The 25267-nt window shown below is 64.4% G+C and carries 23 protein-coding genes and 1 pseudogene; 15 read left to right on the top strand and 9 right to left on the bottom strand.

Going from position 1 to position 25267, the window contains the following annotated elements; all coding sequences use genetic code 11:
* Positions 1 to 66: 66 nt before the first annotated feature.
* Genes E5Z01_RS14005 through E5Z01_RS13990 form a run of 4 tightly spaced genes read left to right on the top strand, consistent with a single transcriptional unit; the run spans position 67 to position 2781 of the window.
* The gene (locus E5Z01_RS14005) at positions 67 to 336 is read left to right on the top strand and encodes a hypothetical protein (protein ID WP_135229927.1); all 270 of its coding nucleotides are present in this window, start codon (positions 67 to 69) and stop codon (positions 334 to 336) included.
* Positions 337 to 395: 59 nt separating this feature from the next.
* Positions 396 to 1232: a nitroreductase family protein gene (locus E5Z01_RS14000; RefSeq protein WP_135229926.1), complete on the top strand. Its 837-nt coding sequence runs from the start codon at positions 396 to 398 to the stop codon at positions 1230 to 1232.
* Positions 1229 to 2266: a type III polyketide synthase gene (locus E5Z01_RS13995; RefSeq protein ID WP_135229925.1), complete on the top strand. Its 1038-nt coding sequence runs from the start codon at positions 1229 to 1231 to the stop codon at positions 2264 to 2266. Before E5Z01_RS14000 ends, E5Z01_RS13995 begins: the two co-directional genes overlap by 4 nt.
* A complete protein-coding gene (locus tag E5Z01_RS13990) occupies positions 2263 to 2781 on the top strand; it encodes an isoprenylcysteine carboxyl methyltransferase family protein (RefSeq protein ID WP_135229924.1) in 519 nt (172 codons plus the stop codon). Before E5Z01_RS13995 ends, E5Z01_RS13990 begins: the two co-directional genes overlap by 4 nt.
* A 53-nt stretch (positions 2782 to 2834) precedes the next feature.
* Here E5Z01_RS13990 and E5Z01_RS13985 read toward each other — a convergent pair whose 3' ends face one another.
* The 4 genes from E5Z01_RS13985 to E5Z01_RS13970 all read right to left on the bottom strand — a co-directional run bounded on the left by E5Z01_RS13985 (position 2835) and on the right by E5Z01_RS13970 (position 8308).
* Positions 2835 to 4025: a thiolase family protein gene (locus tag E5Z01_RS13985; RefSeq protein ID WP_135229923.1), complete on the bottom strand. Its 1191-nt coding sequence runs from the start codon at positions 4023 to 4025 to the stop codon at positions 2835 to 2837.
* Between the two features lie 108 nt (positions 4026 to 4133).
* The gene (locus E5Z01_RS13980; protein ID WP_135229922.1) at positions 4134 to 4676 is read right to left on the bottom strand and encodes a hypothetical protein; all 543 of its coding nucleotides are present in this window, start codon (positions 4674 to 4676) and stop codon (positions 4134 to 4136) included.
* Positions 4673 to 5866 carry an alpha/beta hydrolase gene (locus tag E5Z01_RS13975; protein WP_135229921.1) on the bottom strand — a complete coding sequence of 398 codons (1194 nt, stop codon included), beginning with the start codon at positions 5864 to 5866 and terminating at the stop codon, positions 4673 to 4675. Before E5Z01_RS13975 ends, E5Z01_RS13980 begins: the two co-directional genes overlap by 4 nt.
* 69 nt (positions 5867 to 5935) lie before the next feature.
* Positions 5936 to 8308, bottom strand: coding sequence for a 3-hydroxyacyl-CoA dehydrogenase/enoyl-CoA hydratase family protein (locus E5Z01_RS13970; RefSeq protein ID WP_135229920.1), 2373 nt, complete (start codon positions 8306 to 8308; stop codon positions 5936 to 5938).
* Positions 8309 to 8595: 287 nt separating this feature from the next.
* Between E5Z01_RS13970 and E5Z01_RS19580 the strand changes: the two genes are divergently transcribed.
* From E5Z01_RS19580 to E5Z01_RS13950, 4 genes are all read left to right on the top strand, one after another.
* Entirely contained in the window at positions 8596 to 9774 is a 1179-nt protein-coding gene (locus E5Z01_RS19580) for a hypothetical protein (protein ID WP_167757931.1), read from the top strand.
* Positions 9761 to 10213, top strand: coding sequence for a peptide-methionine (R)-S-oxide reductase MsrB (msrB, locus tag E5Z01_RS13960; protein WP_135229919.1), 453 nt, complete (start codon positions 9761 to 9763; stop codon positions 10211 to 10213). The genes E5Z01_RS19580 and msrB overlap by 14 nt, the downstream gene beginning before the upstream one ends.
* A 162-nt stretch (positions 10214 to 10375) precedes the next feature.
* On the top strand, positions 10376 to 11557 hold the full coding sequence (locus E5Z01_RS13955) for a S1C family serine protease (RefSeq protein WP_135229918.1): 1182 nt from the start codon (positions 10376 to 10378) through the stop codon (positions 11555 to 11557).
* A 28-nt stretch (positions 11558 to 11585) separates the two neighbouring features.
* Entirely contained in the window at positions 11586 to 11786 is a 201-nt protein-coding gene (locus E5Z01_RS13950) for a hypothetical protein (protein WP_135229917.1), read from the top strand.
* A gap of 382 nt (positions 11787 to 12168) precedes the next feature.
* On the opposite strand, the gene E5Z01_RS13945 is transcribed toward E5Z01_RS13950, so the two are convergent.
* The 3 genes and pseudogenes from E5Z01_RS13945 to E5Z01_RS13935 all read right to left on the bottom strand — a co-directional run bounded on the left by E5Z01_RS13945 (position 12169) and on the right by E5Z01_RS13935 (position 15590).
* Complete coding sequence (locus E5Z01_RS13945) at positions 12169 to 13062, bottom strand: aldo/keto reductase (RefSeq protein WP_135229916.1); 894 nt, start codon at positions 13060 to 13062, stop codon at positions 12169 to 12171.
* Positions 13063 to 13165: 103 nt separating this feature from the next.
* Positions 13166 to 14884 (bottom strand): annotated as a pseudogene (locus E5Z01_RS13940) (M3 family oligoendopeptidase).
* Between the two features lie 85 nt (positions 14885 to 14969).
* The gene (locus tag E5Z01_RS13935; protein WP_167757930.1) at positions 14970 to 15590 is read right to left on the bottom strand and encodes a helix-turn-helix domain-containing protein; all 621 of its coding nucleotides are present in this window, start codon (positions 15588 to 15590) and stop codon (positions 14970 to 14972) included.
* Positions 15591 to 15713: 123 nt separating this feature from the next.
* On the opposite strand from E5Z01_RS13935, the gene E5Z01_RS13930 reads away from it, so the two are divergent.
* The 7 genes from E5Z01_RS13930 to E5Z01_RS13900 all read left to right on the top strand — a co-directional run bounded on the left by E5Z01_RS13930 (position 15714) and on the right by E5Z01_RS13900 (position 22909).
* Entirely contained in the window at positions 15714 to 17120 is a 1407-nt protein-coding gene (locus E5Z01_RS13930) for an alpha/beta hydrolase (RefSeq protein ID WP_240738443.1), read from the top strand.
* Positions 17121 to 17133: 13 nt separating this feature from the next.
* The gene (locus E5Z01_RS13925) at positions 17134 to 18477 is read left to right on the top strand and encodes a serine hydrolase domain-containing protein (protein ID WP_167757928.1); all 1344 of its coding nucleotides are present in this window, start codon (positions 17134 to 17136) and stop codon (positions 18475 to 18477) included.
* A gap of 226 nt (positions 18478 to 18703) precedes the next feature.
* Positions 18704 to 19486, top strand: coding sequence for a 30S ribosomal protein S2 (gene rpsB, locus E5Z01_RS13920; protein WP_135229912.1), 783 nt, complete (start codon positions 18704 to 18706; stop codon positions 19484 to 19486).
* Positions 19487 to 19603: 117 nt separating this feature from the next.
* Positions 19604 to 20398, top strand: a complete 795-nt coding sequence (gene tsf / locus E5Z01_RS13915; protein WP_135229911.1) for a translation elongation factor Ts — start codon at positions 19604 to 19606, stop codon at positions 20396 to 20398.
* Positions 20399 to 20545: 147 nt separating this feature from the next.
* Positions 20546 to 21253: a UMP kinase gene (pyrH, locus tag E5Z01_RS13910; RefSeq protein ID WP_135229910.1), complete on the top strand. Its 708-nt coding sequence runs from the start codon at positions 20546 to 20548 to the stop codon at positions 21251 to 21253.
* A gap of 140 nt (positions 21254 to 21393) precedes the next feature.
* A complete protein-coding gene (frr, locus tag E5Z01_RS13905) occupies positions 21394 to 21945 on the top strand; it encodes a ribosome recycling factor (protein WP_135229909.1) in 552 nt (183 codons plus the stop codon).
* Positions 21946 to 22078: 133 nt separating this feature from the next.
* Positions 22079 to 22909, top strand: coding sequence for a phosphatidate cytidylyltransferase (locus E5Z01_RS13900; protein ID WP_135229908.1), 831 nt, complete (start codon positions 22079 to 22081; stop codon positions 22907 to 22909).
* A gap of 61 nt (positions 22910 to 22970) precedes the next feature.
* On the opposite strand, the gene E5Z01_RS13895 is transcribed toward E5Z01_RS13900, so the two are convergent.
* Together E5Z01_RS13895 and dxr are read right to left on the bottom strand one after the other, a co-directional pair.
* Positions 22971 to 24095 (bottom strand): M50 family metallopeptidase, encoded by a 1125-nt coding sequence (locus E5Z01_RS13895; RefSeq protein WP_135229907.1) that lies wholly within the window; start codon positions 24093 to 24095, stop codon positions 22971 to 22973.
* On the bottom strand, positions 24092 to 25264 hold the full coding sequence (dxr, locus tag E5Z01_RS13890; RefSeq protein ID WP_135229906.1) for a 1-deoxy-D-xylulose-5-phosphate reductoisomerase: 1173 nt from the start codon (positions 25262 to 25264) through the stop codon (positions 24092 to 24094). Before dxr ends, E5Z01_RS13895 begins: the two co-directional genes overlap by 4 nt.
* Positions 25265 to 25267: the final 3 nt, after the last annotated feature.

The following is a 25267-nucleotide window of genomic DNA, read 5'->3' as shown; positions in this document are numbered from 1 at the left end:
GAGTAGCGGAAAAGACAGCCAGGAGTATTGGCCAAAGCCTTCACGCCCGGTGCTACCCTGCCGGACATGACGACCCCTTCTCATGACCCTCCTCGTACCCCTATCGACCGCGCGGCCGTTCACGAGAAACTGGGGGTCGAGGCGTACAGCGACCACGAGGTCGACGTGATGTGCACCGTGCTACACGAACTGTATCCCGGGAGAACTCTGGTGGACATTCCCGAAAACGAGTGGCTCAGGGCTTACGGCCTGATGCACCAGCGCAAGAAGACCGGCTGGATGGACGACGCCACCCTGGCCGAGAAATCCCGCGCAAACGACGAAAGGGGTGAATAAGCGTCAGGTCAAGACCGGTCGCGCTCAGCGCCCGGGGAACGCCGCCTAGTATGGGGCCTATGCCCAGCGCACCCCACGAAGCTCGCCTCTTGGACGCCATTTTTCAGCGTCGAACCACCAACGGGCCTTTTAAACCTGACCCCGTGCCGCGCGACGTTCAGCACCTGCTGCTCAGCGCGGCGGGCGCGGCCCCCAGTCACTTCAATTCTCAGCCGTGGCGCTTCGTGCTGATCGAGAATCGCCAGACCATCGAGCAGGTCGCTGAAATTTCCGGGCAGAGCATGAGCGCGCTGATCGAGCAGGGCCTTTTTTTCAACCGCTACAAGAAGTACTTCCGCTTTACCGAGGCCGAGATGGAGACGCGGCGCGACGGCCTTCACCTCGATCACCTGCCCGGCCCGCTGCGCCCCTTCACGCCGCACGTCTTCAGCGACACGGGACTGGCCCTGATGAAGAAACTGGGCGTGCCGGGCAAATTGGGCGAGGACAACCGCAAACTGGTGGCGGGCAGTCCCCTTCTGCTGGCGGTGCTGCTCGACAAAGAAGAGTACCGCCCCGGCGAACTGTCGGGGTTTTACAGTGTGTTCGGCATGGGGGCCGCCATGGAGAACATCTGGCTGGCGGTGGGGCCGCTGGGGCTGGGAATTCAGTTCATCAGTACGCCCATGGAGTTGCCGGAGCAGTGGGAGAAAATGAAGACCCTGCTGCGCGTGCCACCGGACCTGGAACTGATGGCGGTGTACCGCCTGGGGTACGTACCGGACTCCGACAGACGGCCCAGCATCGACTGGTCGAGCCGGCACCGCAAGCACCTGTCGCAGTACGTCTACCGTGAGAACTGCACCGTGCCTGAAGAGACCGTGCCTGAAGAGACCGCGCCTGGGGAAGCGTCTTGATTCCTTTGCAGGCCCACGTCAGGGGCATGGCGCTGGCTTTCCCGGAGTTCACCGTGACGCAGGACATGGCGCTGGAGGTCGCGGCCATGCTGGCCCCGCGCTGGGCCGCCCGGCCATCACTGCGTAACGTGTACCTCAACGCCCGCATCGACCAGCGGCACGTGGTGCTGCCCCCCGAAGCGTACCGCGAACGCCTGAGCGCCGGGCAGAAAGCGGCGCTGTTCAAGCAGCACAGCCGCGAACTGGCGACGCAGGCCAGCCGCGCCGCGCTGACGCGGGCGAAGTTGAGCGCCGATGAGATCGATGCCGTGGTGGTCGTCACCACGTCCGGGTTCGTGACGCCCTCGCTGGCGGTGGCGGTGGCCCTTGACCTGAACCTGAAACCCGAAGCCGCGCAGGTGCCGCTGGTCGGGTACGGCTGCGCGGGCGGGGTGCTGGGCCTGGCCCGCGCCGCCGAACTGGTCAACGCCGGGTACCGCAACGTGTTGCTGGTCAACGTGGAACTCTGCACCCTGAACGCCCTGCACGGCGACGACACGAAAAGCAACGTGGTCGCCATTGCGCTGTTCAGTGACGGAGCGAGCGCCGCGATCATCTCGCGTGACGGCCCCGGCCCCCGTGTCTTGCACCACCACAACACGCTGCTGCACGACACGGAGAACATCATGGGGTGGAACACCACCGACGACGGCCTGCAAGTCATCTTCGACGTAGCCGTGCCCGACGTGGTGCTGGCGCACTTGCCCGGCTCGCTGGAACGCGCCTTCCAGACCTTCGGCGTCACCCGGGACGATATTCAGCATTTTCTGCCGCATCCGGGTGGGGTCAAAGTCCTGAACGCCATCAACGAGGTAATCGCGCCGCACCAGGTGGCGCCGGAATCATGGGAGACGCTGCGCACCAAAGGCAACATGTCCAGCGTGTCGGTGATGGCCGTGCTGCACGACGCGATTGAGAACGGCAAGCACGGCCTGTCCCTGCTGACCGCCATGGGGCCGGGTTTCAACATCGGTCACCTCCTGGTGAAGCTGTGAAGGCCCGCGCTTTCACGCCGCTGCTGGTAGGCGCCCTGGTCACGCAGCGCCTGCTGGAACTGCGGCACGCCCGGCAAAACGAGCGGCTGGCCCGGCAGGCAGGAGCCACCGAACACGGCCGGGGCCATTACCCCGCCATCGTGCTGCTGCACGCGGCCTGGCTGGCCGGGCTGCTGCTGGAAGGCCGGCAGTCCAGCCAGCCCATCAACAAACCCGCGCTGGCCACCGCGCTGGCCCTTCAGGTTTTGCGCTACAAGGTCATGAATGACCTGGGCGTGTACTGGAACACCCGCATCCTGATCTGGCCCGGCGCGAAGCGGGTCGAGAAGGGCACGTACAAGTTCATCAGACACCCGAACTACTGGGTGGTCATGGCTGAACTGTATGTGGTGCCGCAGATCGTGCAGGCGCACAAGACCTCACTGATCGGCGGCACCCTGAACCTGCTGCTGCTCCACTTCATTCGTATTCCGGCCGAGGAAAAGGCGCTGAGAAACTACGACCAGCAGGCTTAAAAATTGCCCATGAAAAAAGCGGCCCCGTCAGGCCGCCTTATTTGCTTCAGTGTTCAGTCGGCTGCTTCTGCGGGGTACACCTCGATAATGCCGGCGGCGCCCATGCCCCCGCCGATGCACATGGTGATCAGCGCCTTGCCACCGCCCCGACGTTGCAGCTCGTAAATGGCGGTGGTCGTCAGCTTCGCGCCGCTGCATCCCAGCGGGTGGCCCAGCGCAATCGCGCCGCCGTTCACGTTCAGCTTCGTTTCGTCCAGGCCCAGTTCGCGCACCACGGCGAGGGACTGCGCGGCAAACGCCTCGTTCAGCTCGATCAGGTCAATGTCGTCCAGCGTCAGTCCGGTCTGCTTCAGGACTTTCGGCACGGCGGCCACCGGGCCGATGCCCATGATTTCCGGCGCGACGCCCGCCACCGCGAAGCCCAGGAATTTCGCCAGGGGTTTCACGCCCAGTTCCTGCGCCTTCTCGCCGCTCATCAGCAGCACGGCCGCTGCGCCGTCGCTGAAGGGGCTGGAGTTGGCGGCACTCACGCTGCCGGTCGCCTTGAAGGCCGGGCGCACCTTCGCCATGTCGTCCAGGTTGGCATCCCGGCGAATGAGTTCGTCCTTATCGAAGCTCAGCGTTTCGGACTTCAGTTTCGTGCCCTTCAGTTTGTCTACACGCACCGGCACCGGCACGATTTCCGCGTCGAACTTGCCGGCGTCCTGCGCCGCCGCCGCCTTCTGGTGGCTTAAGAGCGCAAATTTGTCCTGATCCTCGCGGGTCACGCCGTACTTGGCCGCCACGTTTTCTGCCGTCAGGCCCATGCCGATGTAAGCGCCGGGACGGCTGTCCACCAGTTCCGGGTTGGGGCTAGGGTTATGGCCGCTCATAGGCACGAACGACATGCTTTCCACGCCGCCCGCCAGCATCACGTCCGCCTGCCCGGTCTGAATGGCCGCCGCCGCCATGGCGATGGTCTGGAGGCCACTGGAGCAGAAGCGGTTCACCGTCACGCCGCCCACGCTGTCCGGCATCCCCGCACGCAGCGCCGCCAGACGGGCCACGTTCAGGCCCTGCTCGGCTTCGGGCATGGCGCACCCCAGGTAAACGTCCTCCACCACGTCGGCGCTCACGCCAGCGCGTTTAACAGCTTCATTCAGCACCAGCGCGGCGAGGTCATCGGGGCGAGTATTGGCGAGGGTGCCTTTCACACCACGCCCAACGGGGGTACGAACAGCAGAAACGATAACAGCATCACGCATTTTGGTTACTCCTTGAGAAAGGTCTAAACGTCAAAACGTCTAAACGCGAGAGGTTTAAAATCCAGTACAGCTGAGGGGTCACCCCTCTTGAGGCTTGAGCTTCCTGTTTCATCCCGTTCCTCCCGCTTTCAATCGCCGTTGATTCAGGTCTATGCAGTGGGAATAGTACAGGTCGGGCAGTTTGCCGAATAAGTCGCGGTTCACCGTGCGCGGGCTGAGGGCCACACTGATGATCGTGTGCCGCACGCGCCTCTCTCCCGTGTCATCTGTGCCCAGGTGCTCGTTCCACTCGAACCGCGCCACCTGGCCTACACCGAGGCGCAGGCGTGGAGCGACGTTCGGAATACCCAGGAGGGGCGTGGGAACGAGTTCCACACTTTCCACCGTGTTGCCCGCCGTCACCTGCATTTCGCTCGGCTGGAAACCCGTGAAGGTCTCGAAGGGCTGCACGGTTTCGGCGGCGTGTAGAAAGCCGTCCTCGTCCGTCCAGGTCACGTTCTGCGCCACGGTCACCACGCCCGCAGGCACCAGCGAAAGCAGCAGCGGGTAGCTTTTCGGCAACTCCCGCCGCCGGGCCGTCAAGAGTGCAGACTGACCTTTCCTTCCCCACTCGACCGCAAGGCGCTGGAAAATGACGATGAATTCGCTCACTTCCCTACCTCTGGCAAAACCTTCCTGATGAAGTTCAAGACGGCTTCGTCATACTTCCTGGGGCTGATGTTCCAGCAGCGGATGTGCTTGGCTCCTTCCACGCGGTGGTACTCCACGAGGTCCGGGCGAAGCTGGGCCAGCTGGTCGCTCTGACGAATCGGAATGGTTCTGTCCCGCGTGCCGTGAAACAGCAGCATGGGCAGGGTAAAGCGGGTGGCGGCGGCAAGCTGGTCGACGGTGTCGAAGTTCTGGCCGCTGCGGCGGGTCACGATCAGTTCGGTCAGCCTGGCGACGGGGCCGGCGAGGAACCTGGGCAGGCCGTAGCGTTCGCCCTGGCTGTACATCACGTCCCGCCATTCCAGTGCGGGGCAGTCGAGAATGACGCCTGTAACGGGAATGGGCCAGCGATCCTGTCTCTGCGCGGCGCACAGGGCAATGTTGCCGCCCATGGAAAAGCCGTACAGAATAGCGCGCTTGAACCCGCGTTCCTTGGCCCAGTCCAGCGCGTGCAGCACGTCGTCCGCTTCCTGATCGCCCAGGGTCAGGTAGCCCTTGCCTATGCGCGGCGCGCCGTAAGCGTTGCGGAAGGTCACGAACAGGCTGGCCACGCCGGATTCCATCAGGGTCGGCAGCATCCGCAGGGCCTGCGCCCGTTGCCCCCCGTGACCGTGAATGACGATGGCAATGGCGTCTTTCCCTTCAGCGGCAGCAGCGCCGTGCAGCTGCGGAATGAACCACGCGGGCATGTCCCCCACGTCGGTGGGAACACTGGTGTTCTCGAACTCCACGCCCAGCTGGGAGGGCGTGCCGTTGTAGACGAAGGTGGAGGCCCACGCCACGGAACCGTCCGGAATCCGGCCCCGTTCGCGCAGAATCTCGCGCCGAACCAGTGTTCCCACCACTTTCGCCTCGCCCAGCAGCGCGTGGCCCCGGTTCGGCCTGATAGGCACCATCCCGATGACACCCCGGCTGAGGGTCTCCGGCGAGGCAGGAAGGAACACCGAATTTCCCCGCCGCCCCACCGGAACGAACGTGCCCTTTACCCACCGCGTCTTGGAACGCAGGGCAATTTCCGCCCCCAGGAACGCCCCCCCAATCACGACAGCCACGTACCCCACAGCGGCCCACCTGGCGATTTTTCGCTTGGGCAAGGCATGGAGGCGCTCAAGAATGGAAGGACGTTCTTTCATGGGGTCAATTCTCGCTGAGGCAATTCTGGCTGAGGTCGGTGAGGAAGCTGGCGACTGTTTCGCCTGTGCTCAATTCCGCAAAGGTTTGCCGGTCTTGAGCATGTGGTCTATGCGCTGCTGCGTGCCTTTTTTACCGAGGAGGGTCAGGAAGGCTTCGCGCTCCAGGTCCAGCAGGTGCTGTTCGCTGACCCTGGCGGTGCGGTTGTTGCCGGTGCCGCCGCTGAGCACCTTGCCGAGCTGTTCACTGACGACGAGGTCGTAGTCGGTGATGAAACCGCCTTCGTGCATGCCGTACAGGGCGCTTTTCAGGGCGGCGATGGCAGCGTCGCCCATCACGGGAATGTCCTGGCGCGGGGTGGGCTGCACGTAGTCGGGCGCGAGGGCCAGCACGGTGCGTTTGGCCTCGTCGATGACGTGGTTCCTGTTCATGACGATCAGGTCGTGGTCGCGCAGCAGGCCGAGGTTGCGGGCTTCGAGGGCGCTGGTGCTGACCTTGGCCGTGCCGATAAGTTCAAAGGCGCGTTGTACGGCGGGCAGCAGGGCCGTGCCGATCTGCTGGCCCGGGTGCAGCTGATCCGTGAAGCGCAGCAGCATTTCCTTGGTGCCGCCGCCGCCGGGGATCAGGCCCACGCCGACCTCGACGAGGCCCATGTACAGTTCGGCGCTGGCGACCACCCGGTCGGCGTGCAGGCTGAATTCGCAGCCGCCGCCGAGGGTCATGCCGAAGGGGGCGGCCACGGTGGGGTGGGGGCTGAAGCGCAGGCTGGTGGTGGTCTGCTGGAACTGCCCCACCATGTCATCCAGTTCGTCCCACTCGTCGGCCTGCGCCTGGGCAAGGATCAGCGGGAGGTTGGCGCCCGCGCTGAAGTGCTCGCCCTGGTTGCCGACCACCAGGCCGGCGTAGCCCATGTCCTGCACGAGTTTGTGGGCGTCCTGCACGGCGCGCAGTTGATCTTCGCCCAGGGCGTTCATCTTGGCGTGCCATTCGACCAGCAGCACCCCGTCCCCGAGGTCGAGAATGCTGGCGCCAGGGCGTTTCTTGACGACCTTGCTGGCATCTTTTTTCAGGTCGCTGAGCAGGAAGTACGGCGCCTGGTACGGCGTGGCATCCCCAGCGGGCGTCACCGTTTCGCCCGTGCCATCAGGAGCGGCGTCGTAGAACCTGTCGCGGCCCGTTTCCTTCATTTTGGCCAGCAGGGGCGGCAGGGAGCGCCCTTCAGCTTCCAGGTTGTTAATGACCTGCTGCACCCCGATGGTGTCCATGGTCTCGAACGGCCCCTGTTCCCAGCCGAAGCCCCATTTCAGGGCGTTGTCGATGTCCTGAAGGCGGTTGGACACGTTGCCGGCCATCTTGGCGGCGTACCAGAACCCGTCGTTCATGCTGCCGCGCAGGAACTCGCCTTCCTTCCCTTCGGCGTTGTACAGGGCCTTCACGCGCTCGGCGATGGGCTTGCCTTTCACGGCTTCCACGGCGGCCACCTTCACTTTGCCGGCGTCCTCGTACTCCAGCGTGTCGAGGTTCAGGTTCAGGATCTTGGTCTTGCCTTTCTCGTCCCTGGTCTTCTTGTAAAAGCCGCTGCCGGTCTTGTCGCCCAGCAGGCCCTTTTGCGTGATGCCCAGGAAGCGGTCGGTGAGGGTAAAGTCCTCGTCTTCGGGCGTGGCTTTACCCAGGTCTTCGGCGACTTTCCCGATGATGTCCAGCCCCGAAAGGTCAGCCGTGCGGAAGGTGGCCGACGAAGCGCGTCCCAGCGCCGGGCCGGTCAGTTGATCCACCTCGGCGGGCGTCAGGCCGTGCTTGTCCATGTGCTGCATGGCACGGACGATGCCGTACACGCCGATGCGGTTCGCCACGAACCCCGGCACGTCATTGGCGATGACCACGCCTTTGCCCAGGGTGTGCTCCGCGAACTCGCTGATGTCCTTCAGCACCTGCGGGTCAGTTTTGGGCGTCGGAATGATTTCCAGCAGGTGCAGGTAACGCGGCGGGTTGAAGAAGTGGGCGCCCACGAAGCGTTTCTGGAAGTCCTCGCTGCGCCCTTCGACCTGCAGGTGCATCGGAATGCCGCTGCTGTTGCTGGAGATGATGGCGGTTTTCTTGGCGACCTTCTCGACGCGTTCCCACAGGTCTTTTTTCGCGTCCAGCTTCTCGATGATGGCTTCCAGCACCCAGTCGCAGTCCTTCAGTTTCTTCAGGTCGTCTTCCAGGTTGCCCACTTCAATGAGCCCCGCGCGATCTTTGTCCATGAACGCGGCGGGGCGGGCCTTCAGGGCGCGTTCAAGGCCGGCCTTCGCCAGAAAATTCCGGTCTGGTTTATCTGCGCTCGGTTTATCTGGCAGCACGATGTCGAGCAGCAGCACGGGGATGCCGGCGTTCGCCAGCTGGGCGGCAATGGCGGCTCCCATCACTCCCGCGCCGATTACGGCAGCTTTCTTGATCTTCATGTGACCTCCTTGTGGCCTACAGGTGGCTTGGGCACCACTGATTATGGTCTTTCGCCTGGTGCTTGGGAAAGGAAAACTTCCGAACCCGTGTCGGAAAGCCGGGAAAAGGCGGTCTGAGCGCGTGCTGCGGAAGTTGATCCCCCACGTCGTGGGGCAAAATATTGAACTCGGTTCAAGTTTAAGGGATCAGGGGTGTAAAGTCCACCGCCTTTTTACAAAGCATTTCTTTACCGCCGGTGCAGCATCTTTACCGTCCAGAGGCGCCGTCCAGACGGTACGCTGCTGACATGCCCATTGTCTTCATTCACGGTGTAGCGGTGCGGCGCGAGGGTGATCCCGGCTGGGAGCAGGTGGCGCACGCCACGCGGGGTGTCGACTGGCAGAACATTCACGGGTTCCTGCGCGAGCACGTCGCGCCTGTTCTGAACCCGGCACACCCCGGGGACGTGCCTATCAGTGAACTCTACTGGGGTGATCTGGGCGCGTCGTACGGGCTTGGCGGGCGCTCGCTGGCGTCGGGCCAGGCGGCAGCTGGGCAGGCAGCGGGTACAGACCACAGCAACAGCGAACTGAACTGGGCGCCGGAGGCGCTTGGGGAGCGGCTGGAGGAAGATTTCTGCCGGGCTTTCCCCACTTCGCTGTGGCCGGAGGTGATGGCGGCGGCGTGGAGCGTGGCGCGGGACACCAACCTGCTGGACATCGCCCGTTCCCTGGCGCCGGAGCGGCAACTGGCATTTCTGCGGGCGGCGGTGGAAAGCCGGCTGGATCTCCCGCGTCAGGACCTGCGGGAGATGCTGGAGGCCCCGCGTCTGCCGCGCCGGTTGGTGCTGGAACGCCGCAGGAACCTGAAACTGACGTTCTCCACGGTGCGGCGGCCCATCGAAGATTTCGTGCCGCTGTTTCTGGGCGACGTGCTGAGTTACCTGGGCGGGCGCGGGCTGCCTGCACAACCGGGCGTGGTGATGCGCCGCGTCCTGGGCGGGTTGAAGGCGGCGCGGCTGGACAGTGACCCGGCGGAACCGCTGGTGGTGTTGACGCACAGCATGGGCGGGCAACTCCTGTACGACGCCCTCACCAGTTTCCTGCCGGCCGATCCGGACGCGCCGGGGGTCAGGGTGGATTTCTGGTGCGCGTGCGGGTCGCAGGTGGGCCTTTTCCGCGAGCTGGGGCAGTTTCTGGAGCGCGGGCCGCTGCCCACCCCGGCCCTGCTGAATTCCCCGCACCTGGGGTACTTCTGGAACGTGTGGAGCTTCAGCGATTTCCTGAGTTTCCGGGCCGAGGGCATCATTCAGGGCGCCCACGATACGGCCTTTCCTTTTCTGGGGAACGTGCGTTCGGATCACCTGTCTTACCTGACGCACGCAAATTTTTACCGGGCACTGGCGGCGAAGGTCAAGATTCACACCGAAGTTTCTTCACGCAGCACACGGCCTCCATCCCTAGACTTCCGGCATGACGAAACGTGACTACGCCAAACCCAGCGACGCCGAGCTGCGCGAGAAACTCACGCCCATGCAGTACCAGGTGACGCAGCACGAGGGCACGGAGCGCGCCTTTAGCGGCGAGTACTGGGACACCACCGACGACGGCCTTTACGTGGACATCGTGTCCGGCGAACCGCTGTTCTCCAGCCGTGACAAGTACGACGCCGGGTGCGGCTGGCCCAGCTTCACGCGCCCGCTGAAGGACGTGCAGCTCACCGAGAACACCGATTACAAGATCGGGTATGCCCGCACCGAAGTCCGTTCCGGCGGCGCCGACTCGCACCTGGGCCACGTGTTCCCGGACGGCCCGCGCGAGCACGGCGGGCTGCGCTACTGCATCAACTCGGCGTCGTTGCGCTTTGTTCCCAGAGATCAACTGGAAGCCGAAGGCTACGGCGAGTACGCGGCCTTATTTCAGTAAATTTCCTCTGACGTTCTCGAAAAAGTCGGGCAGCAGTGGCTTCTTCCACTGCCCAGTCCTCACTTCCCCCTGACCCTGTGACGTTCACCTGTCCTGATGACTTGCGTTGAACTGTAATGGGCTTCCAGGCGTCGTTTAACTTCGGGCGTCTAGACTTCATTTGTGCGTCGGACTTCTCCGTGGTTACCTGTGCTGTTGACTCTGGCCCTGGCAGCTTACCTGCTGCCCGACTGGCGGGGGAGCACGGTAACTGTGCCCGACACAGCGACTGCGCCTGATTTGACCGCGCCCGCTTCACCTCCCAGCACGGCACAGCCGGGAGGGTCTCCGCCCGCAGCGGCGCAGTCTAATAAACCAGCGCTGCCCAACGAACTGCCGCCCGAAACACTGGCGCTGTTCAAGCAGTCGCGCCCGGCCACCGTGCAGGTGAAATCGCTGAACCCGGCCAGCAACACAGGAGGCCTCGGCACCGGCTTTTTCATCAATGACGCGGGGGATGTCCTGACGGCGTACCACGTGGTCAGTGACGGGCAGCTCTTTGAGGTCTCCACGCTGGAGGGCCGTTCCTTGCAGGCCCGCGTCAAGGCGTTCGATGCCGCGCGCGACGTAGCCCTGCTGGAAGTGCGCGGCAAAGGGCCTTTTCCCTTTCTGAAGCTGACCACCCGCGCGCCGCGCGTGGGCGAGACGGTGCTGGCCATCGGCAACAGCAACGGCGATTACCTGCAACCGCGCCGGGGGCAACTGCTGGCCCTGGGGGTCGCGGCCGGCCGGGCCGACTTTCCGCAGGGAACGCTGGAAATGACGGCGCCGCTGGAACCAGGTGACAGTGGCGGCCCCATCATCGACGGCAACGGTCAGGCAATCGGCGTGGTGAGTTACATCCGCCAGAACCTGAACGGCACCACCCGCAGCAGTTACGCCGTGCCCGTGGTGGAAGGCAATGACCTGATCCAGGCCCTGCGGGCGGGCGAGAAGCGTGATACGCCGGTGGTGGGCCTGGTGCTCGACCCGACGCACAGCGGTCAGACCGAGCCGCCCGGCGCGGTGGTACTGCGCGTCGCCCGCAACAGCCCTGGCGAACGCGCCGGGCTGCGCGGCTGCCTGGCCGATGAGAGCGGCGAGCTCACCCGGTTGGGCGACGTGGTGATCAGCGTACAGGGCGTCAGCACCCCCGACGCCAACGCTTTCATTCAGCAGGTGCAGCGTTACAGGATCGGGCAGACCATCTCTCTGAAATACCTGCGGGGCGGGCAACAGCGCGAGACGACCCTGACCCTGGCCGCCAAACGCCAGGTGACCGACCTGAACAATGACTCAATACAGAGTCCGTGCGACTCACGCTGAACAAAGGGCTGCGGCGCAGAATGGGGGGATGTCAAGAGCTTTCGTCAAGGAAGAGGCCGGCGAACGCTGGACGCCCCCAGCCCAGGCGCGCGAGTACCGCATCGTGATCGATGGTGAGGTCGTGCGCGAAACCGACGACCTGCTGGACGCCCTCAGCTGGATGGGGAAAAGGCCCGCAACCGGCTTTGAACTGCGTTCCCGTGAGGGCCATTTGCTGGCCGTGGCCTGAGCAAGAGTCCGCACCTCAGTGGATGAGCAGCGTAAAGGGAGAACCAGTGGAGGAAAAACCGTCCCAATCATGGGGTAAGCCTCCTATGATCTTCCGGGGAAATTACCTATCAAATTGGGTTGCTTATCAGGCCGGGGCTTCAGCGCGACTGCCTTGGATGAATAGGCCGATCTTGACCGACGGCATAGAGCCTAGAAGACCATAGGAAAGTAGGCAAATATCCTTCCCAAGGCTCGCAGTCAGAGAATGTCTTCAGCGCTCTAAGACGAAACTGAAACAATCCCGGCTGCTTATTCTTGCCGCTTAACACAGCGTTTTCAGACTCCTGAGACGCTTGCTCGGCGTTCCCGGTGATGATCTCAGCGCAGGGCCGCACTCCTGCTCAGACCTCGCCGGGCCAGCGCGACCCCTCGCGCTCCCAGGCGGCCTCAATCTGGGTCAGGACATCGAGGGGCAGCGGGCCTTCCTCCACGACGCGGACGTTGCTCTCCAGATTGTCGATGCTGGCCGTCCCCACGATGGCGCTGTGAACGTTCGGGTGAAAGGCCGTGAAGCGCAGGGCCAGCGAAGTCCAGTCCAGGCCGGCCTGTTCCCGAATCCCGTTCAGTTCGAGGTGTTGCAGGCGTTCCCAGTACGTTTCGGCGTACTGCCCGGCCGGACGTTCCCTGAATTGCCAGGCCGCGTTCAGGATGGGCCGCTTGGCGATGACGCCCAGGCCGCGTTCGCGGGCGTCCGGCAGCACCCTGTGGGCGCTCCACTGATCCGCCAGGTTGACGCTGGTCTCGATGCTCCCGAAACGCCCGGAGTCCACCGCCCAGGCCAGCGCCTCGTTCTCACCGCTGTATGCGGCCACGCGAATCAGGCCGGCCTGGCGGGCATCGTCCAGGGCCGCCAGCAGGTCGTCACGGCGCAGCACCTCCAGCGGGCAGGAGTGCAGGTGAAAAACGTCGATCCAGTCCACCCGCATCCGGGTGAGTGCCTGCTCGATGCCGCGCCGGATGGCCGGCGGCGTCCAGTCCTCGGCCCCCTGTGCGCCGTACCCGCCCTTGCTGCTCAGGATGAAGTCGTGGCGGCGGTACGACAGGTGCCGCCCGATGCGTTCCTCACTGAGGCCGTACCCGCGCGCCGTGTCCACCAGGGTGATGCCCCGGTCAATGGCGCGGTTCAGCAGCGTGCCCGCCTGGTCTTCCGACAGGTGCTGCGCGCCCACCTGCCCCGCCCCGAACCCCAGGACGCTGACTTTCAAGCCCGTGTTGCCGAAGTCCCGCTGCTGCATATGCGGTTCATTTTGCCACGTGCCGGAAAGCGGACGGTTCAGACAGATCGAAAAAAGAGAGGATGAATCATCTGCTCTCTTTCAAAGTCGTCTCAGGCTGCTTTTACTTCAGTTCACCTTGCAGGAACGTCATGAGGCCCCGGATATGCTCGCGGTCGAAACGGAAGTCCACCCCGGCCGCGCGGTATAGATCGGGCACGGGCGAGGCGTTTCCGAGGCGCATGGCCTCCTTGTAGCAGGTCAGGGCCTGGGCGGGATTCTCGCGCGAGTTGCGCCAGATGCCCACGGCGGCCAGGTAACACATGGCGTACTCGATGTAGTAGTAAGGCGCCTGGAAAATGTGATAGTACTGCCAGCCTTTGGCGCGGATGCTTTCGTCCAGCCCATCCCAGTTCAAGAAGGGGTGGAAGGTCTGGTCCAGCTCCAGCCATTTCGCGTCCAGATCGGCAATGGTCAGGTGTTCGGGCGCGGAGGCGTACAGCCAGTGCTGAAAAGCGTCCATCTGCGCCGCCCAGGGCAGGAATACCACGACACCCTCCAGTTGCTTCTGGCGGTAACGGGCCAGCTCGCTCTCGTTGAACACGTGTCCCAGGTGATCGAGGGTCAGGAATTCCATGGCCATGCTAGGAATTTCCACGAACTCGATGGGACTCCAGCGGTTCCACACCAGCGGCTGGTGGTCGCCGCTGTAAAACCCGTGGAAGGCGTGCCCAACTTCGTGGAACAGCACGCGAACATCCTCGGCGGTGCCGACCACGTTCATCAACACGAAGGGTTCGTTCTTGACCGGGAAGTACTGACAGTAAGCGTGGGTCATCTTGCCAGGGCGGGACTCCAGGTCGAGCAGACCATTTTCGCGCATGTGGGTAAACCGGGCGGCCAGGTCGGCGTCCAGGCCCTGGTAGGCCTTGAGCGCCAGTTCCTCCAGTTCATGTCCGGTCGTGAAGGGCTTCAGGCTCTCGCGCCCCTGCGGATCCAGGAGGTTGTTGCGGTTGTAATCCCAGGGGCGCACGCTGTCCAGACCAAGTTGACCGGCGATGTCCTTCACGATCCGGCTGGCGAGGGGAACCACCTCGTCCCGCACCGCTTCATGAAAGGCCACGCAGTCGGCGGGCGTGTAATCCACGCGGTGCAGTTCCTTCCAGCGGTAAGCGCGGTAATCCGGTTCATCGGCGTTGCGGGCCAGCTGGCGGCGCGTCTGGATCAGGTCGAGCATCACCGCGTCCAGCTCGGGGGCCACCGCCCGGTTGCTTTCGGCCAGTGCCCGCCACGCCACTTCCCGCACGGCACGGTTCGGGCTGTCCAGGCGCTGTTTGGCCTGCGGGATGGTCAGTTCCTCGCCGTCCAGACTGACTTTCTGGTTCCCGGTAATGACGCTGTGGCGGTTCTTCTGCTGCTCGTGCGTGACGCCCAGGGCCACGTTCGCCTCGCGGAACAGGGCGGCGGCCTCCCTGAAGCGGCGGTAACCCAGCGCAAAATCAGGCGCGGGCGTATACCCCGGCACCGCCAGGAGTTTTTCCGTGAGGGCCTGACCCATGCGGGCCGAGGGCGGCATCACTTCCGCCACGAACGTCTGAAAGCGCGACTGGATGGCCTCATCATCGGTGTGCAGGTCGGCGTGCGTGGAGAGCTTGGAGGCCGCCTCGCCGAGTTCGGCGTCCAGCGCACTCTAGCGGCCCAGCCACGTCGGAACCCCTGCGGCGTTCAGTTCCTCGTCCAGCAGCGCCTGGTAACGGGGCGCGTAGGTTTCCCAGTCCGACGCAGCGGCAGGAACGTGTAATTGATTCTCGACAGCTTCGGACGATTTGAGTGGTGCAGTCACCCGGCGAGTTTACGCTGTTCCACGGCGCAGGAAGCTAATTAGCCGGAGCGTTCCGCGCGAACTCCGGTCAACTTCTTCAACGGCGTCAGCCAGTTTCCTGATCGCGCACGACCATGACCGCGAAGCGGTAGACCGCCGCCTGCTCGTCCGGAGCCTGCTCGAATTCCTGAGTCATCGCAATCAACTGCCGTTTGAATTCGGTGGCCCTGGTGCGTGACACCCGGACCTGCCCAAGCGTGAAGACCACGGGCTCCTGGCCTTCCCAGAGGTCTTGCGCGGCCCCATTCACGTCCCCGAGGCTGAGGTTGCCGTCCGACAGCCAGAACCCCTGCTGTTCGCTGCGGCGCTGCCTGAACACCTGCAGGATTTCGCGCACCAGCTTCTCTATGCGGGGTTGAACCTGCGCGTTCACGAAGGCTTCCAGTGACTCGGCACTCGTCGACTCTAAGGGAATGAACCAGTGGGGCGGTACGCGGTACACCTTCACGGGTGGGCCGCTGCGGCGACGTTCCGCGGCCACTTCGGCCACCCCGGCTTTCAGGAGTTTCCCCATGAGGTAATGGGTACGCTGAACGTTCATGCCGAGGGCAACGGCCGCCTCGGTCACCGTGCGCGGTTCACGCATCAGCAGGTTCAGCAGGGGCCGCAACTCCACCGCGAGCAGCAGTTTGGCCTGTGGGGCCGTGGCGACGTGAGCGGTAGACACGCCGTTCAGGTTAGCCGCTCATGGCATAGGGTGGGAATGACTTTGCAGGATGCACTGACAGGCACAGCTCCAATTTCGGGGTGGTTTTTCAAGTCGTTGCCCAACCACACTACCAGCGTGTCGATGCCGCTCAAAGTTGCTCTTGGCAGTGGGGCGCTGCTGGGGTTGTTCCTGACTGCGTGTGTGCGGGAACAGCTGTTCAGGCCTTGTCCTTTCGGGTTGCCGAGGGGTGCCGTTCGGGCCTGCGGCAAAATCCAGGTGTCAAAGCAGTATGCCCAGCCGCAAGGGGCCACCCTCCCGCTGGCCTTCGCGGTTTTACCGGGCCGTTCAAAGTCAGCGGTGGCGACCGTCGTGATTCCGGGCGGGCCGGGGGGCCGGACAGGCGGGTGGCCGCGCCGCCTGGAAAAGCTTTTCAGGGAAAGCGGCAGGCGGCCGCTGCACGACCTCATTTTCTACGATCAACGGGGCGTCGGGGAAAGCCGCGAGGGGCCGCAGACCACGTGCCACATTCGCCTGTTGACCGCCGAGTTGGCCCCGCAGGAATTCGAGGGGCAGGTGCGGGACTGCCTGAACGCCATGAAAGCCAACGGAAACGCCCCCGCGACCCTGAACACGCGCAGCAATGCGGAGGACATCGTCTCGCTGGCGCGTGCCCTGGGGTATCAGCAGGTCAACCTGTACGGCCTGAGCTACGGCACGCGCACCGCTCAGGAAGTCGTGAAGCGCCACCCGGAGTTTGTGCGGAGTCTGGTGCTCGACGGTGTGGTCGACCCCGCCGTGAACCCGTTCGTCACGCAGCCGCAGCACTTCCAGAAGACCTTGAGCAGCTTCGGACAGGTCTGTGCAGCGGCCGGCCACTGCCCCGACGGTGACTACCCCACCCGAATTCAGCAGGCGGCGAACGAACTGGGCGCCCTGAACCTGACTTTTCCCGGTGAGGTGCTCGGGGTTCAGCGACCCTTGCCCCTGAAGGGCAGCGTGCTGCTCTCGGCCCTCTGGGACACCGGCTATTCACCGCGAGACATGCAGGCCATAGACGAAATGCTGCGCAGCGGGCCAGCGAAAGACCGCACAACACTCGACTCTCTCGTGAAAAGCGCTGCGAACGAAGGCGGCAATACCGTCGATCCGGGTGTGTACGCCGCCGTGAGCTGCCAGGATACCCGGCTTCCCGAGCAGGGAATTCAGTCCGGGCTGCTGCCTGTTTTTCAACACCGGGCAGCAGCCACCGTGGCCATGTACAGGCTGTGCCGTGACCTCGGGCTGGGCGCTCCGGCAGACGCTCAGGCGCCTATCCGGGCCAAGGTGCCCACCCTGCTGTTGTCGGGCCGTTACGACTCGGTGACGCCACCCGAAACGGCGCAGGCGGTCGCAGCCCGCTTCTCTCCCTCGACCCACGTGATTTTTGAGCAGGGTGGGCACATGAATGGCAAAAGCGAGTGCGGCCTACAGCTGCTCCTCGGTTTCCTCGATGACCCGTCCAGGCCGCCAGAAACGCAGTGCGCGGCCCGCCCTTATTCCTTTCAATGAAGGTGGTGCAAAGATGTCGAATCCACGCTGGTCAATCCGGTCTTTCGTCCTGCTGGCTGCCCTGAGCACCGCACTCCTGCTGAGCGCATGGGCCAGGCCACCCCAGCAGCTGGCCCAGCAGCAGTTGGACGTGGAGCGCGGTCTGCGGCCCGCCCCGCGCTCATGGTGGAAGCCCAGCCAGCAGGCGAAGCTGTCCTTGACGGACAGAATGGCCTTCTACCACGTGCCGGGAGTCAGCCTGGCCGTCATAGACGGGGGACGCGTCGCGTGGGCCAGGGGGTACGGTTTCCTGCACGCCGGCAATGACGCCCGAGTGAGCACCGAGACGCTGTTTCAGGCGGCGTCCATCAGCAAGGCCGTGACCGCCACCGCCGCCATGACCTTCGTGCAGGATGGCCGACTTTCGCTCGACAGGCCCGTCAACGACACCCTGCGCTCCTGGAAAGTCCCGGCAGCTTCGCCCGACCTGTCCGCTGACGTTACCCTGCGGCAACTGCTGTCTCACACGGCCGGGATTGGCGTTCCCGGTTACCTCGGCTATCCGGCAGGTCAGCCTGTTCCCACGCTCCTTGACGTTCTGCGGGGCGCGGCGCCGGCGACCTCCCCGGCCGTCAGGGTCGAACACCCCGCCGGACGCGCCTACGCCTACTCGGGCGGTGGCTACGAGGTGCTGCAACTCCTTTTGCAGGAAACGGGCGGCGAACCCTTCCCGAACCTGATGCAGCGCCGACTGTTGCAACCGCTGGGCATGACGCACAGTACGTTCACGTCCCCCCTGCCGGAGGCCTGGCGTCAGCGAGCCGCCGAGGCGCACAGCGCCGCCGGCCAGCCACTGCCGGGCCGCTGGCACACCTACCCGGAACTGGCCGCAGCGGGCCTGTGGTCCACGCCCAGTGATCTGGCCCGCTGGCTGCTGGCCCTCTCCGGCTCGGCCAACGCGGCGAACAATGCGCTGCTGAACCAGGCGACCATGCGTGAAATGCTGACCGACCACACGCCCGGCCTGGCCCGCTGGTACTCCGGCCACGCCTATGGCCTGGGCCTGAAGTTGCGCGGGCGTGGACAGGCGTTTTCCTTCGGTCACACCGGTATCAATCAGGGCTACCGGGCCGTGGCTGTCATATATCCCCGCACCGGACAGGGCGCCGTGGTCATGACCAACGGCGAGAACGGTGAGGCCCTGACGCAGGAGATCCTGCGCAGTGTCGCCGCGGCCTACCACTGGCCAGATGAGCCGCCTGGGCGCGGAGCGGAGCTGATCTGGTTGCCGGTCGCGTCGCTGGTGCTGCTCGGCCTGCGGCGCGCGTACTCGCCGAGGAAAAGAGGCCGCCACAGCCTGAAGTCCTCTTCCGGTTGAACGGCGCGGCTCTTCGCCACTCTTCAGGAACCGACTGGCAGCGCCAGGCTTTCCCGCCTTCCTGCATGGCAGGATTTTTCTGGTAAACTCTTCGTTTGGGTGCCCCCGTGAAGGCGGCCCCGCACGCTCAAGCGTCGTGCGGTGGCCCGACTGAAAGCTGATAGACGGCGTGTAGGTTGGCGCGTGGAAGGCAAACTTTTTCCCACATCAACGCTAAGGAGCAGTCATGTCCTACATCAGCATGAAGCAGTTGCTGGAAGCCGGAGTGCACTTCGGTCACGAAACGAAACGCTGGAACCCCAAGTTCAAGCGCTTCATCTTCGCCGAGCGTAACGGCATTTTCATCATCGACCTCCAGAAGACCCTGAAGCAGGTGGACCGCAGCTTCGACTACATCAAGGATCTGGCCGAGCGTGGCGGCACCATCCTGTTCGTCGGCACCAAGAAGCAGGCGCAGGAGATCGTGGAACTCGAAGCCCGCCGCACCGGCATGCCCTACGTGACCAGCCGCTGGCTGGGCGGAATGCTCACCAACTTCAAGACCATTCGTGGCCGCGTGGATCGCCTGAATGAGCTCGATGACCTGTTCGAGACCGGCCGCATCAACGACCGTCCCAAGGCCGAGCGCATCGAGCTGGGCTCCGAGCGCGAGCGCCTCCTGCGCTTCGTGGGCGGCATCCGCAAGATGAACCGCCTGCCCGACGCTATTTTCGTGGTCGACCCCACCAAGGAAGTCATCGCGGTGCAGGAAGCCAACAAGCTGGGCATCCCCGTGATTGCCCTGGCCGACACCGACAGCGATCCCGATGTCATCGACTACATCGTGCCGGGCAACGACGACGCCATTCGCAGCATCCAGCTGATCACGCACCGCATCGGTGATCTGCTGGTCGAGGCGCGTGGCGGCCAGGAAGAAGTCAGTAGCCAGGCTGCCGAGCAGGGCGAAGCCGATGAAGAGGGTGTCCAGGCCGAAACCGCCGATGTGACCAGCACGCAGGGCCGCAGCTAAGCGAAAAGTCGCGTAACTCGGTGGGGCGTGTCAGCGGGAAGCAGTTGGCCGCCCCACTTGCCGGAAATCAGGGAAACACAATCAGGGAAACACTTCACCACACTGGAGGAAACGAACATGATGGAATCGATCAAGAAACTGCGCGAAATGACTGGCGCGGGCATGATGGACGTGAAAAAGGCCCTGGCCGACGCCGAGGGCAACGAGGAAAAGGCCGTGGCGCTGCTGCGTGAACGCGGCATCGCCAAGGCCGTGAAGAAAGGCGACCGCGAAGCCAAGGAAGGCATCGTGCGTTTCGCGGTGGACGGCAACCGCGGCGCCATCGTGGAAGTGAACAGCGAGACGGACTTCGTGGCCCGCAACAGCGACTTCCAGGCCCTGGTCGAGAAGCTGGCGCAGGCCGCGCTGAGCGCCAAGACCAGCGATCTGGAGACCTTCAAGGACTTCAGCTTCGAGGGCGAGAAGGTGGGCGAGCTGGTGGCCGCCGCCGCCGGCAAGATCGGTGAGAACATCGTGCTCAGCCGCGTGGAGTACGTGGAAGGCCACCAGCTGGCCGGCTACATTCACAGCAACGGCAAGATTGGCGTGCTGGTCGACCTGGAAGGGGGCGACGAGGCCAAGGCGAAGGACGTGGCGCTGCACGTGGCTGCCGAGCGTCCCCAGTTCCTGACCCGTGACGAAGTGGAAACGGGCGACATCGACAAGGAACGCGAAATCCTGACCAACAAGGCCCTGGCCGAAGGCAAACCGCAGCAGATCGTCGAGAAGATCGTGGAAGGTCAGATCGGCAAGTTCTACCAGGAGCGCGTGCTGCCCGAACAGACCTTCGTGAAGGACAACAGCCTGACCGTCAGCAAGTACCTGGGCGACGCCAAGGTCAAGAAGTTCGTCCGCTTCGAAGTCGGCGCGTAATACCACAGGCGGCGTCAAGGCCGCCTTTTTTACGGGCCTGCATTTCCCTTTCCCACCCGGTGGCCCGCGCTGCCGGGAATTTTTATTGGGTGTCGGTTGTGGAATGGATCATGCCCATAACCCACACCACACCGCCTGAGGTGAAACATGTTCAAACGAGTGCTGCTGAAACTGTCGGGGGAATTCCTGGCGAACGAGAACGGGTTCGGCATTAACCCGGAAACCACTGCGCAACTGGCCCGGCGTATCGTGCGGGCGCTGGACGGTTCGGACGTGGAACTGGCAGTGGTGATCGGCGGCGGGAACCTGTGGCGCGGCGCTCGCAACGGGCAGGGCATGGACGCGGCCACAGCGGACTACATCGGCATGCTGGGCACCGTCATGAACGCCATGGCCCTGCAGGACGCCATGGAAACCGCCGGGAAACCCACCCGCGTGATGACCGCCATTCAGATGGCCGCGGTGGCCGAGCCGTACATTCGCCGGCGCGCCATGCGCCACCTGGAAAAAGGCCGCGTGGTCATCCTGGGGGGCGGCAACGGCGCGCCGTTTTTCACCACTGACACCACCAGCACCCTGCGCGCCCTGGAACTCGGGGCCGACGTGGTATTGATGGCGAAGAACAAGGTGGACGGCGTGTACGACAGCGACCCGCGCAAGAATCCGGACGCCAGGCTGATCAAGGACATCACTCACCTGCAAGTCGTGGAGCAGCGCCTGGAAGTCATGGACGCCACCGCCCTGACCCTGTGCATGGACAAGAACCTGCCGATCGTGGTGTTCGACATCTTCCAGGAAGGCAACCTGGAACGCCTGTTCCGGGGCGAGCGCGTGGGGACGCTGATCAAGAGCTAGGAGTGGGCAGCGGCGAGTGGGGGCAAAGGCAAGGGCCCCGACCCCTGCCCGGTTTTTCCACTGTCCCCGTCCCCTTACTTCCTACGGCTGAGCGCGCCACACGCTAGAATGCCCCCGATTCCCTTTTAAGGAGGCCCGTCATGGCCGATATGAAACACATTCAGAGTGATGCCCGCGCGAAGATGGGCAAAGCGATCGAGTCCCTGGAAAGTAACCTGGGCGTGCTGCGCACCGGGCGCGCCAACCCCGGCATCCTGAAAAAGATCGTGGTGGACTACTACGGCAGCACCATGCCCATCGATCAGGTGGCCAGCATCACCACGCCGGACGCCCGCACGCTGGTGATCACGCCGTGGGACCGAGGGGCGCTGAACCCCATCGAGAAGGCCATCCGCGACAGCGACCTGGGCCTGAACCCCAACAACAAGGGCGACACCATCTTCATCAGCGTGCCCATGCTGACCGAGGAACGCCGCAAGGAAATGGTGAAGAACGCCAAGAACTACGCCGAGGACGCCCGCGTGGCCGTGCGCAACCTGCGTAAGCACGCGCTGGACGAGGTCAAGAAGATCGAGGGCATCGGCGAGGACGACGTGAAACGCGGCGAAGCGGACGTGCAGAAGATCACCGACGAGTTCATTGCCAAGGTCGACGCCGTGCTGCAAAAGAAGGAGCAGGAAATCCTAGGGTGACGGCCGCGCCTGATCATGGACTGTGGATCGTGGCACGTGGGCAAAAACCACGCTCTACGATCCGCGCTCTATGTTCTGCCCGGACTGGCGAAGCCCTGCCAGGCCGCCTCACGAATCCGCCGCAGAGGGCCGCATGGAAACCCTGAGCACCCGCGTGCTGACCAGTGTGGTGGGGTTCACGCTGCTGAGCCTGATCGTGTGGATCGGCTGGCCGGCCCTGCTGCCTACGCTGGTGGTCGTGTCGGTGATGTGCCTGTGGGAATACATCCGCATGCTGGACAGCAACGACATCGATGTGCGGCGCATCAGTCTGGGGGTGTTCGCCGCGGCCATTATCCTGGCGAGTTTGCCGCAGTGGCCACAGGCGCCGTGGCTAGGCGGGTCGTGGCGCGAGGTGGTGCTGACCATCGCGGTGGGCAGCGTGCTGGTGCTGGAGGTCATCCGCCCCGGCGAGCGGCCGCTGGAGCGTGTGGTGTACAGCGTCTTCGGACTGCTCTACATTCCGTGGCTGCTGGGGTACTTCCTGATGCTGCGCTACACGCCGGACGCCGACGCGGGCCTGCTGTACTTCGCGCTGCCGCTGCTGGCGACCTTCGCGGCGGACATCGGCGGGTTTTTTGCCGGGCATTACTTCGGGAAACGCAAACTGGCGCCAGAAGTCAGCCCCGGCAAAACCGTCGAGGGGGCCATCGGTGGCCTGGCCTTCAGTTTCATCACGGTGCTGATCATGACCCAGCTGGCCCGCATCTGGTCACCGCTGGACGCCTTCCTGTACAGCCTGCTGGTCGCCAGCGCCAGCCAGCTGGGCGACCTCTCGGAAAGCCTGATCAAACGCGCCCTGAGAACGAAGGATAGCGGCACCAGCCTCCCTGGCCACGGCGGCTTTCTGGACCGTATCGACAGCCTGCTGTTCGCCGTGCCGGCCACCTACCTGTTTCTGAACATCAGTATGTTTCAACGGTAAGCCCCAGCATGGGGAGGGGAAGCGACGGCAAACGCCAACGCTTCCCCTTTTTTCTGGCTCTTCAGAAAAACCGGCTGGCGTCGCGCAGGATCACGAACAGCATCAGCATCATCACGAACGCGAACCCAGCGAAGTTGATGGCGTTTTCCTGCGCAAAACTGAGGGGGCTGCCCTTGATGGCCCCGATCAGGGTCAGCAGGATGCGCCCGCCGTCCAGGCCGGGAATGGGAATCAGGTTGAAGAAGGCCAGCGAGAGGTTGAGCATGATGGCGATTTCCACGAGCGCCCAGGGGCCGAGGGCGGCGGCGCGGCTCACGATCTCGGCGGTGCCGATGGGGCCGCTGACCCCCTGATCCTGGCTCAGGTCGAGGGTCAGGAAGCGCTTGAAGAGATTGCCGAAGGCGCTGAGAACTTGCGGAACGGCCTGGACCGTGTTGCTGACCGACGCGCCGAAGGCCTGCGCCGCGCCGACTTTCTGCACATCGGGGCTGTAGCGAATGCCCAGCAGTTGCTTCTTGCCGCCCACGCTGGGCGTCCAGTCGAACACGACCTGCACCGGGCCAGGAACTCCGCTTCTCTGAAGCGTGAAGGTGTGCGGGCCGTTTTTCTTCAGGATTTCCGGCACGCTCTGCCAGCCGGGCAGCTGCTTGCCGTTCACGGTGATGAGCTGGGGGATGTCCTGCCCGTCGATGGCGGTGATCACGTCACCTTTTTTCAGGCCGATGTTCTGCGCGGTAGAATTCGCCACGACCTCCTCTATGCGCACGCGGTCCGGCACCGGCAGGCCCTGGTTGGTGAACAGCAGGGTCATCAGGCCCAGCGCCAGCGCCAGGTTCATGACGGGCCCGGCGAGAATCACGGCGATCTTGCCGAGGCTGGGCAGGCCCGCATAGCCGCTGGTGGGAGCCTGCATCTGGCCGTCCGCGCCCGGCACGGGGGCCATGCCGTCGATTTCCACGTACCCGCCCAGCGGTAGGGCGCTGACGCGCCACTCGGTGCCTTTCCACCGGCGGCTCAGCAGCACCGGCCCCATACCCACGCTGAAGGACTTCACCGGCACGCCCTGCCAGCGGGCCAGCGCATAGTGCGCCAGCTCGTGCAGGAAGGTGGCGATCCCGAGGATGATGACCGTCCACAGCAGGCCCGTGGGCGTGAGGACGGCGGCGAGACTCTGGAAGAAATTCATAGCGTGACTTTTCCTTTCGTGTCGACCCACTGGCCAGCGGCGGCTCTGGCCCAGCGGTCCGTGTCGTGCAGGCTATCCCAGGTCAGGGTGCCGGCGGGGGTGCTGTCCAGCACGCTTTCGAGCAGGCGGGGAATGTCGGTGAAGCCGATGCGGTGATTCAGGAAGGCGTCCACCGCCACCTCGTCGGCGGCGTTCAGGGCGACCGGGGCCAGGCCGCCCGTCTCCCCGGCGCGGTAGGCCAGTGCCAGGCAAGGAAAGCGCTTCAGGTCAGGCTCCAGCAGTTCCCAGGTGCCGCGCATGGGCCAGGCCAGGTGGTTCTGTACCTGCGGGCCACGTTTAGCGCCGCGCACGTCGCCGGGGCGCTGCATGCCGCTGGGGGCCGCGTCGACCGCGTAAGCGATGGGCAGGCGCATGTCGGTGGGGCCGAACTGAGCTTTCAGGCTGCCGTCCCGGAAGCGTACCGCCGCGTGAAGGACGCTCTGCGGGTGAATGACCACGCCCACCTGACCCATCGGCAGGCCGTACAGGCTGGCGCACTCCATCACCTCCAGCCCCTTGTTGAAGAGAGTCGCGCTGTCGATGGTGATTTTCGGCCCCATGCTCCACGACGGGTGCTTCAGCGCCTGCGCGGGCGTCACGCCGCTCAGGTCGGCCGGGCCGCTGCGGAAGGGGCCGCCGGACGCGGTCAGGATCACCTCGGCCACGTCCCCCATGTCCTCGCCGGTCAGGCATTGGTACACGCCGGTATGTTCGGAGTCGATGGGCACCACCCGCCCGCCCCCAAGCGCAGCCGCCTCCCAGATCAGGTGCGCGGCCGTCACCATGGCCTCCTTGGTGGCCAGTGCCACCGCCTGACCGTGTTCCAGCGCCACGCGGGTGGGGGCCAGCCCCAGAAGACCGCTCATGGCATTGACCACCACGTCGGCGGGGAAGGCCGCCACCTCACCCGGGTCAGCCAGCACCTTCAGCTGCGGCCAGCGTTCCCGGGCCTGCGCGTAGACCATGCCGTCCACGCTGACCTGTTCAGGCCGGAACTCACGAATCTGCGCGTCCAGCAGGTCAAGGTTTTTCCCGGCGGCCAGCGCACACACCGTCCAGCCGCGCTCACGCGCCACGTCCAGTGTCTGCGTGCCGATGCTGCCCGTCGAACCGAGTACCGAAAGCTTCATTGC

The sequence above is a fragment of the Deinococcus fonticola genome (assembly GCF_004634215.1).
GTDB classification, from domain to species: Bacteria; Deinococcota; Deinococci; order Deinococcales; family Deinococcaceae; genus Deinococcus; species Deinococcus fonticola.
This window is presented reverse-complemented; position numbering and strand designations above follow the sequence as displayed.

Excerpts from the sequence above, each read along its gene's own strand:
- E5Z01_RS14005 (WP_135229927.1), top strand. The coding sequence starts at position 67 with ATGACGACCCCTTCTCATGACCCTCCTCGTACCCCTATCGACCGCGCG.
- E5Z01_RS14000 (WP_135229926.1), top strand. The coding sequence starts at position 396 with ATGCCCAGCGCACCCCACGAAGCTCGCCTCTTGGACGCCATTTTTCAG.
- E5Z01_RS13985 (WP_135229923.1), bottom strand. The coding sequence starts at position 4,025 with ATGCGTGATGCTGTTATCGTTTCTGCTGTTCGTACCCCCGTTGGGCGT.
- E5Z01_RS13975 (WP_135229921.1), bottom strand. The coding sequence starts at position 5,866 with ATGAAAGAACGTCCTTCCATTCTTGAGCGCCTCCATGCCTTGCCCAAG.
- E5Z01_RS13970 (WP_135229920.1), bottom strand. The coding sequence starts at position 8,308 with ATGAAGATCAAGAAAGCTGCCGTAATCGGCGCGGGAGTGATGGGAGCC.
- E5Z01_RS19580 (WP_167757931.1), top strand. The coding sequence starts at position 8,596 with ATGCCCATTGTCTTCATTCACGGTGTAGCGGTGCGGCGCGAGGGTGAT.
- msrB (WP_135229919.1), top strand. The coding sequence starts at position 9,761 with ATGACGAAACGTGACTACGCCAAACCCAGCGACGCCGAGCTGCGCGAG.
- E5Z01_RS13950 (WP_135229917.1), top strand. The coding sequence starts at position 11,586 with ATGTCAAGAGCTTTCGTCAAGGAAGAGGCCGGCGAACGCTGGACGCCC.
- E5Z01_RS13945 (WP_135229916.1), bottom strand. The coding sequence starts at position 13,062 with ATGCAGCAGCGGGACTTCGGCAACACGGGCTTGAAAGTCAGCGTCCTG.
- E5Z01_RS13930 (WP_240738443.1), top strand. The coding sequence starts at position 15,714 with ATGCCGCTCAAAGTTGCTCTTGGCAGTGGGGCGCTGCTGGGGTTGTTC.
- E5Z01_RS13925 (WP_167757928.1), top strand. The coding sequence starts at position 17,134 with ATGTCGAATCCACGCTGGTCAATCCGGTCTTTCGTCCTGCTGGCTGCC.
- rpsB (WP_135229912.1), top strand. The coding sequence starts at position 18,704 with ATGTCCTACATCAGCATGAAGCAGTTGCTGGAAGCCGGAGTGCACTTC.
- tsf (WP_135229911.1), top strand. The coding sequence starts at position 19,604 with ATGATGGAATCGATCAAGAAACTGCGCGAAATGACTGGCGCGGGCATG.
- pyrH (WP_135229910.1), top strand. The coding sequence starts at position 20,546 with ATGTTCAAACGAGTGCTGCTGAAACTGTCGGGGGAATTCCTGGCGAAC.
- frr (WP_135229909.1), top strand. The coding sequence starts at position 21,394 with ATGGCCGATATGAAACACATTCAGAGTGATGCCCGCGCGAAGATGGGC.
- E5Z01_RS13900 (WP_135229908.1), top strand. The coding sequence starts at position 22,079 with ATGGAAACCCTGAGCACCCGCGTGCTGACCAGTGTGGTGGGGTTCACG.
- E5Z01_RS13895 (WP_135229907.1), bottom strand. The coding sequence starts at position 24,095 with ATGAATTTCTTCCAGAGTCTCGCCGCCGTCCTCACGCCCACGGGCCTG.
- dxr (WP_135229906.1), bottom strand. The coding sequence starts at position 25,264 with ATGAAGCTTTCGGTACTCGGTTCGACGGGCAGCATCGGCACGCAGACA.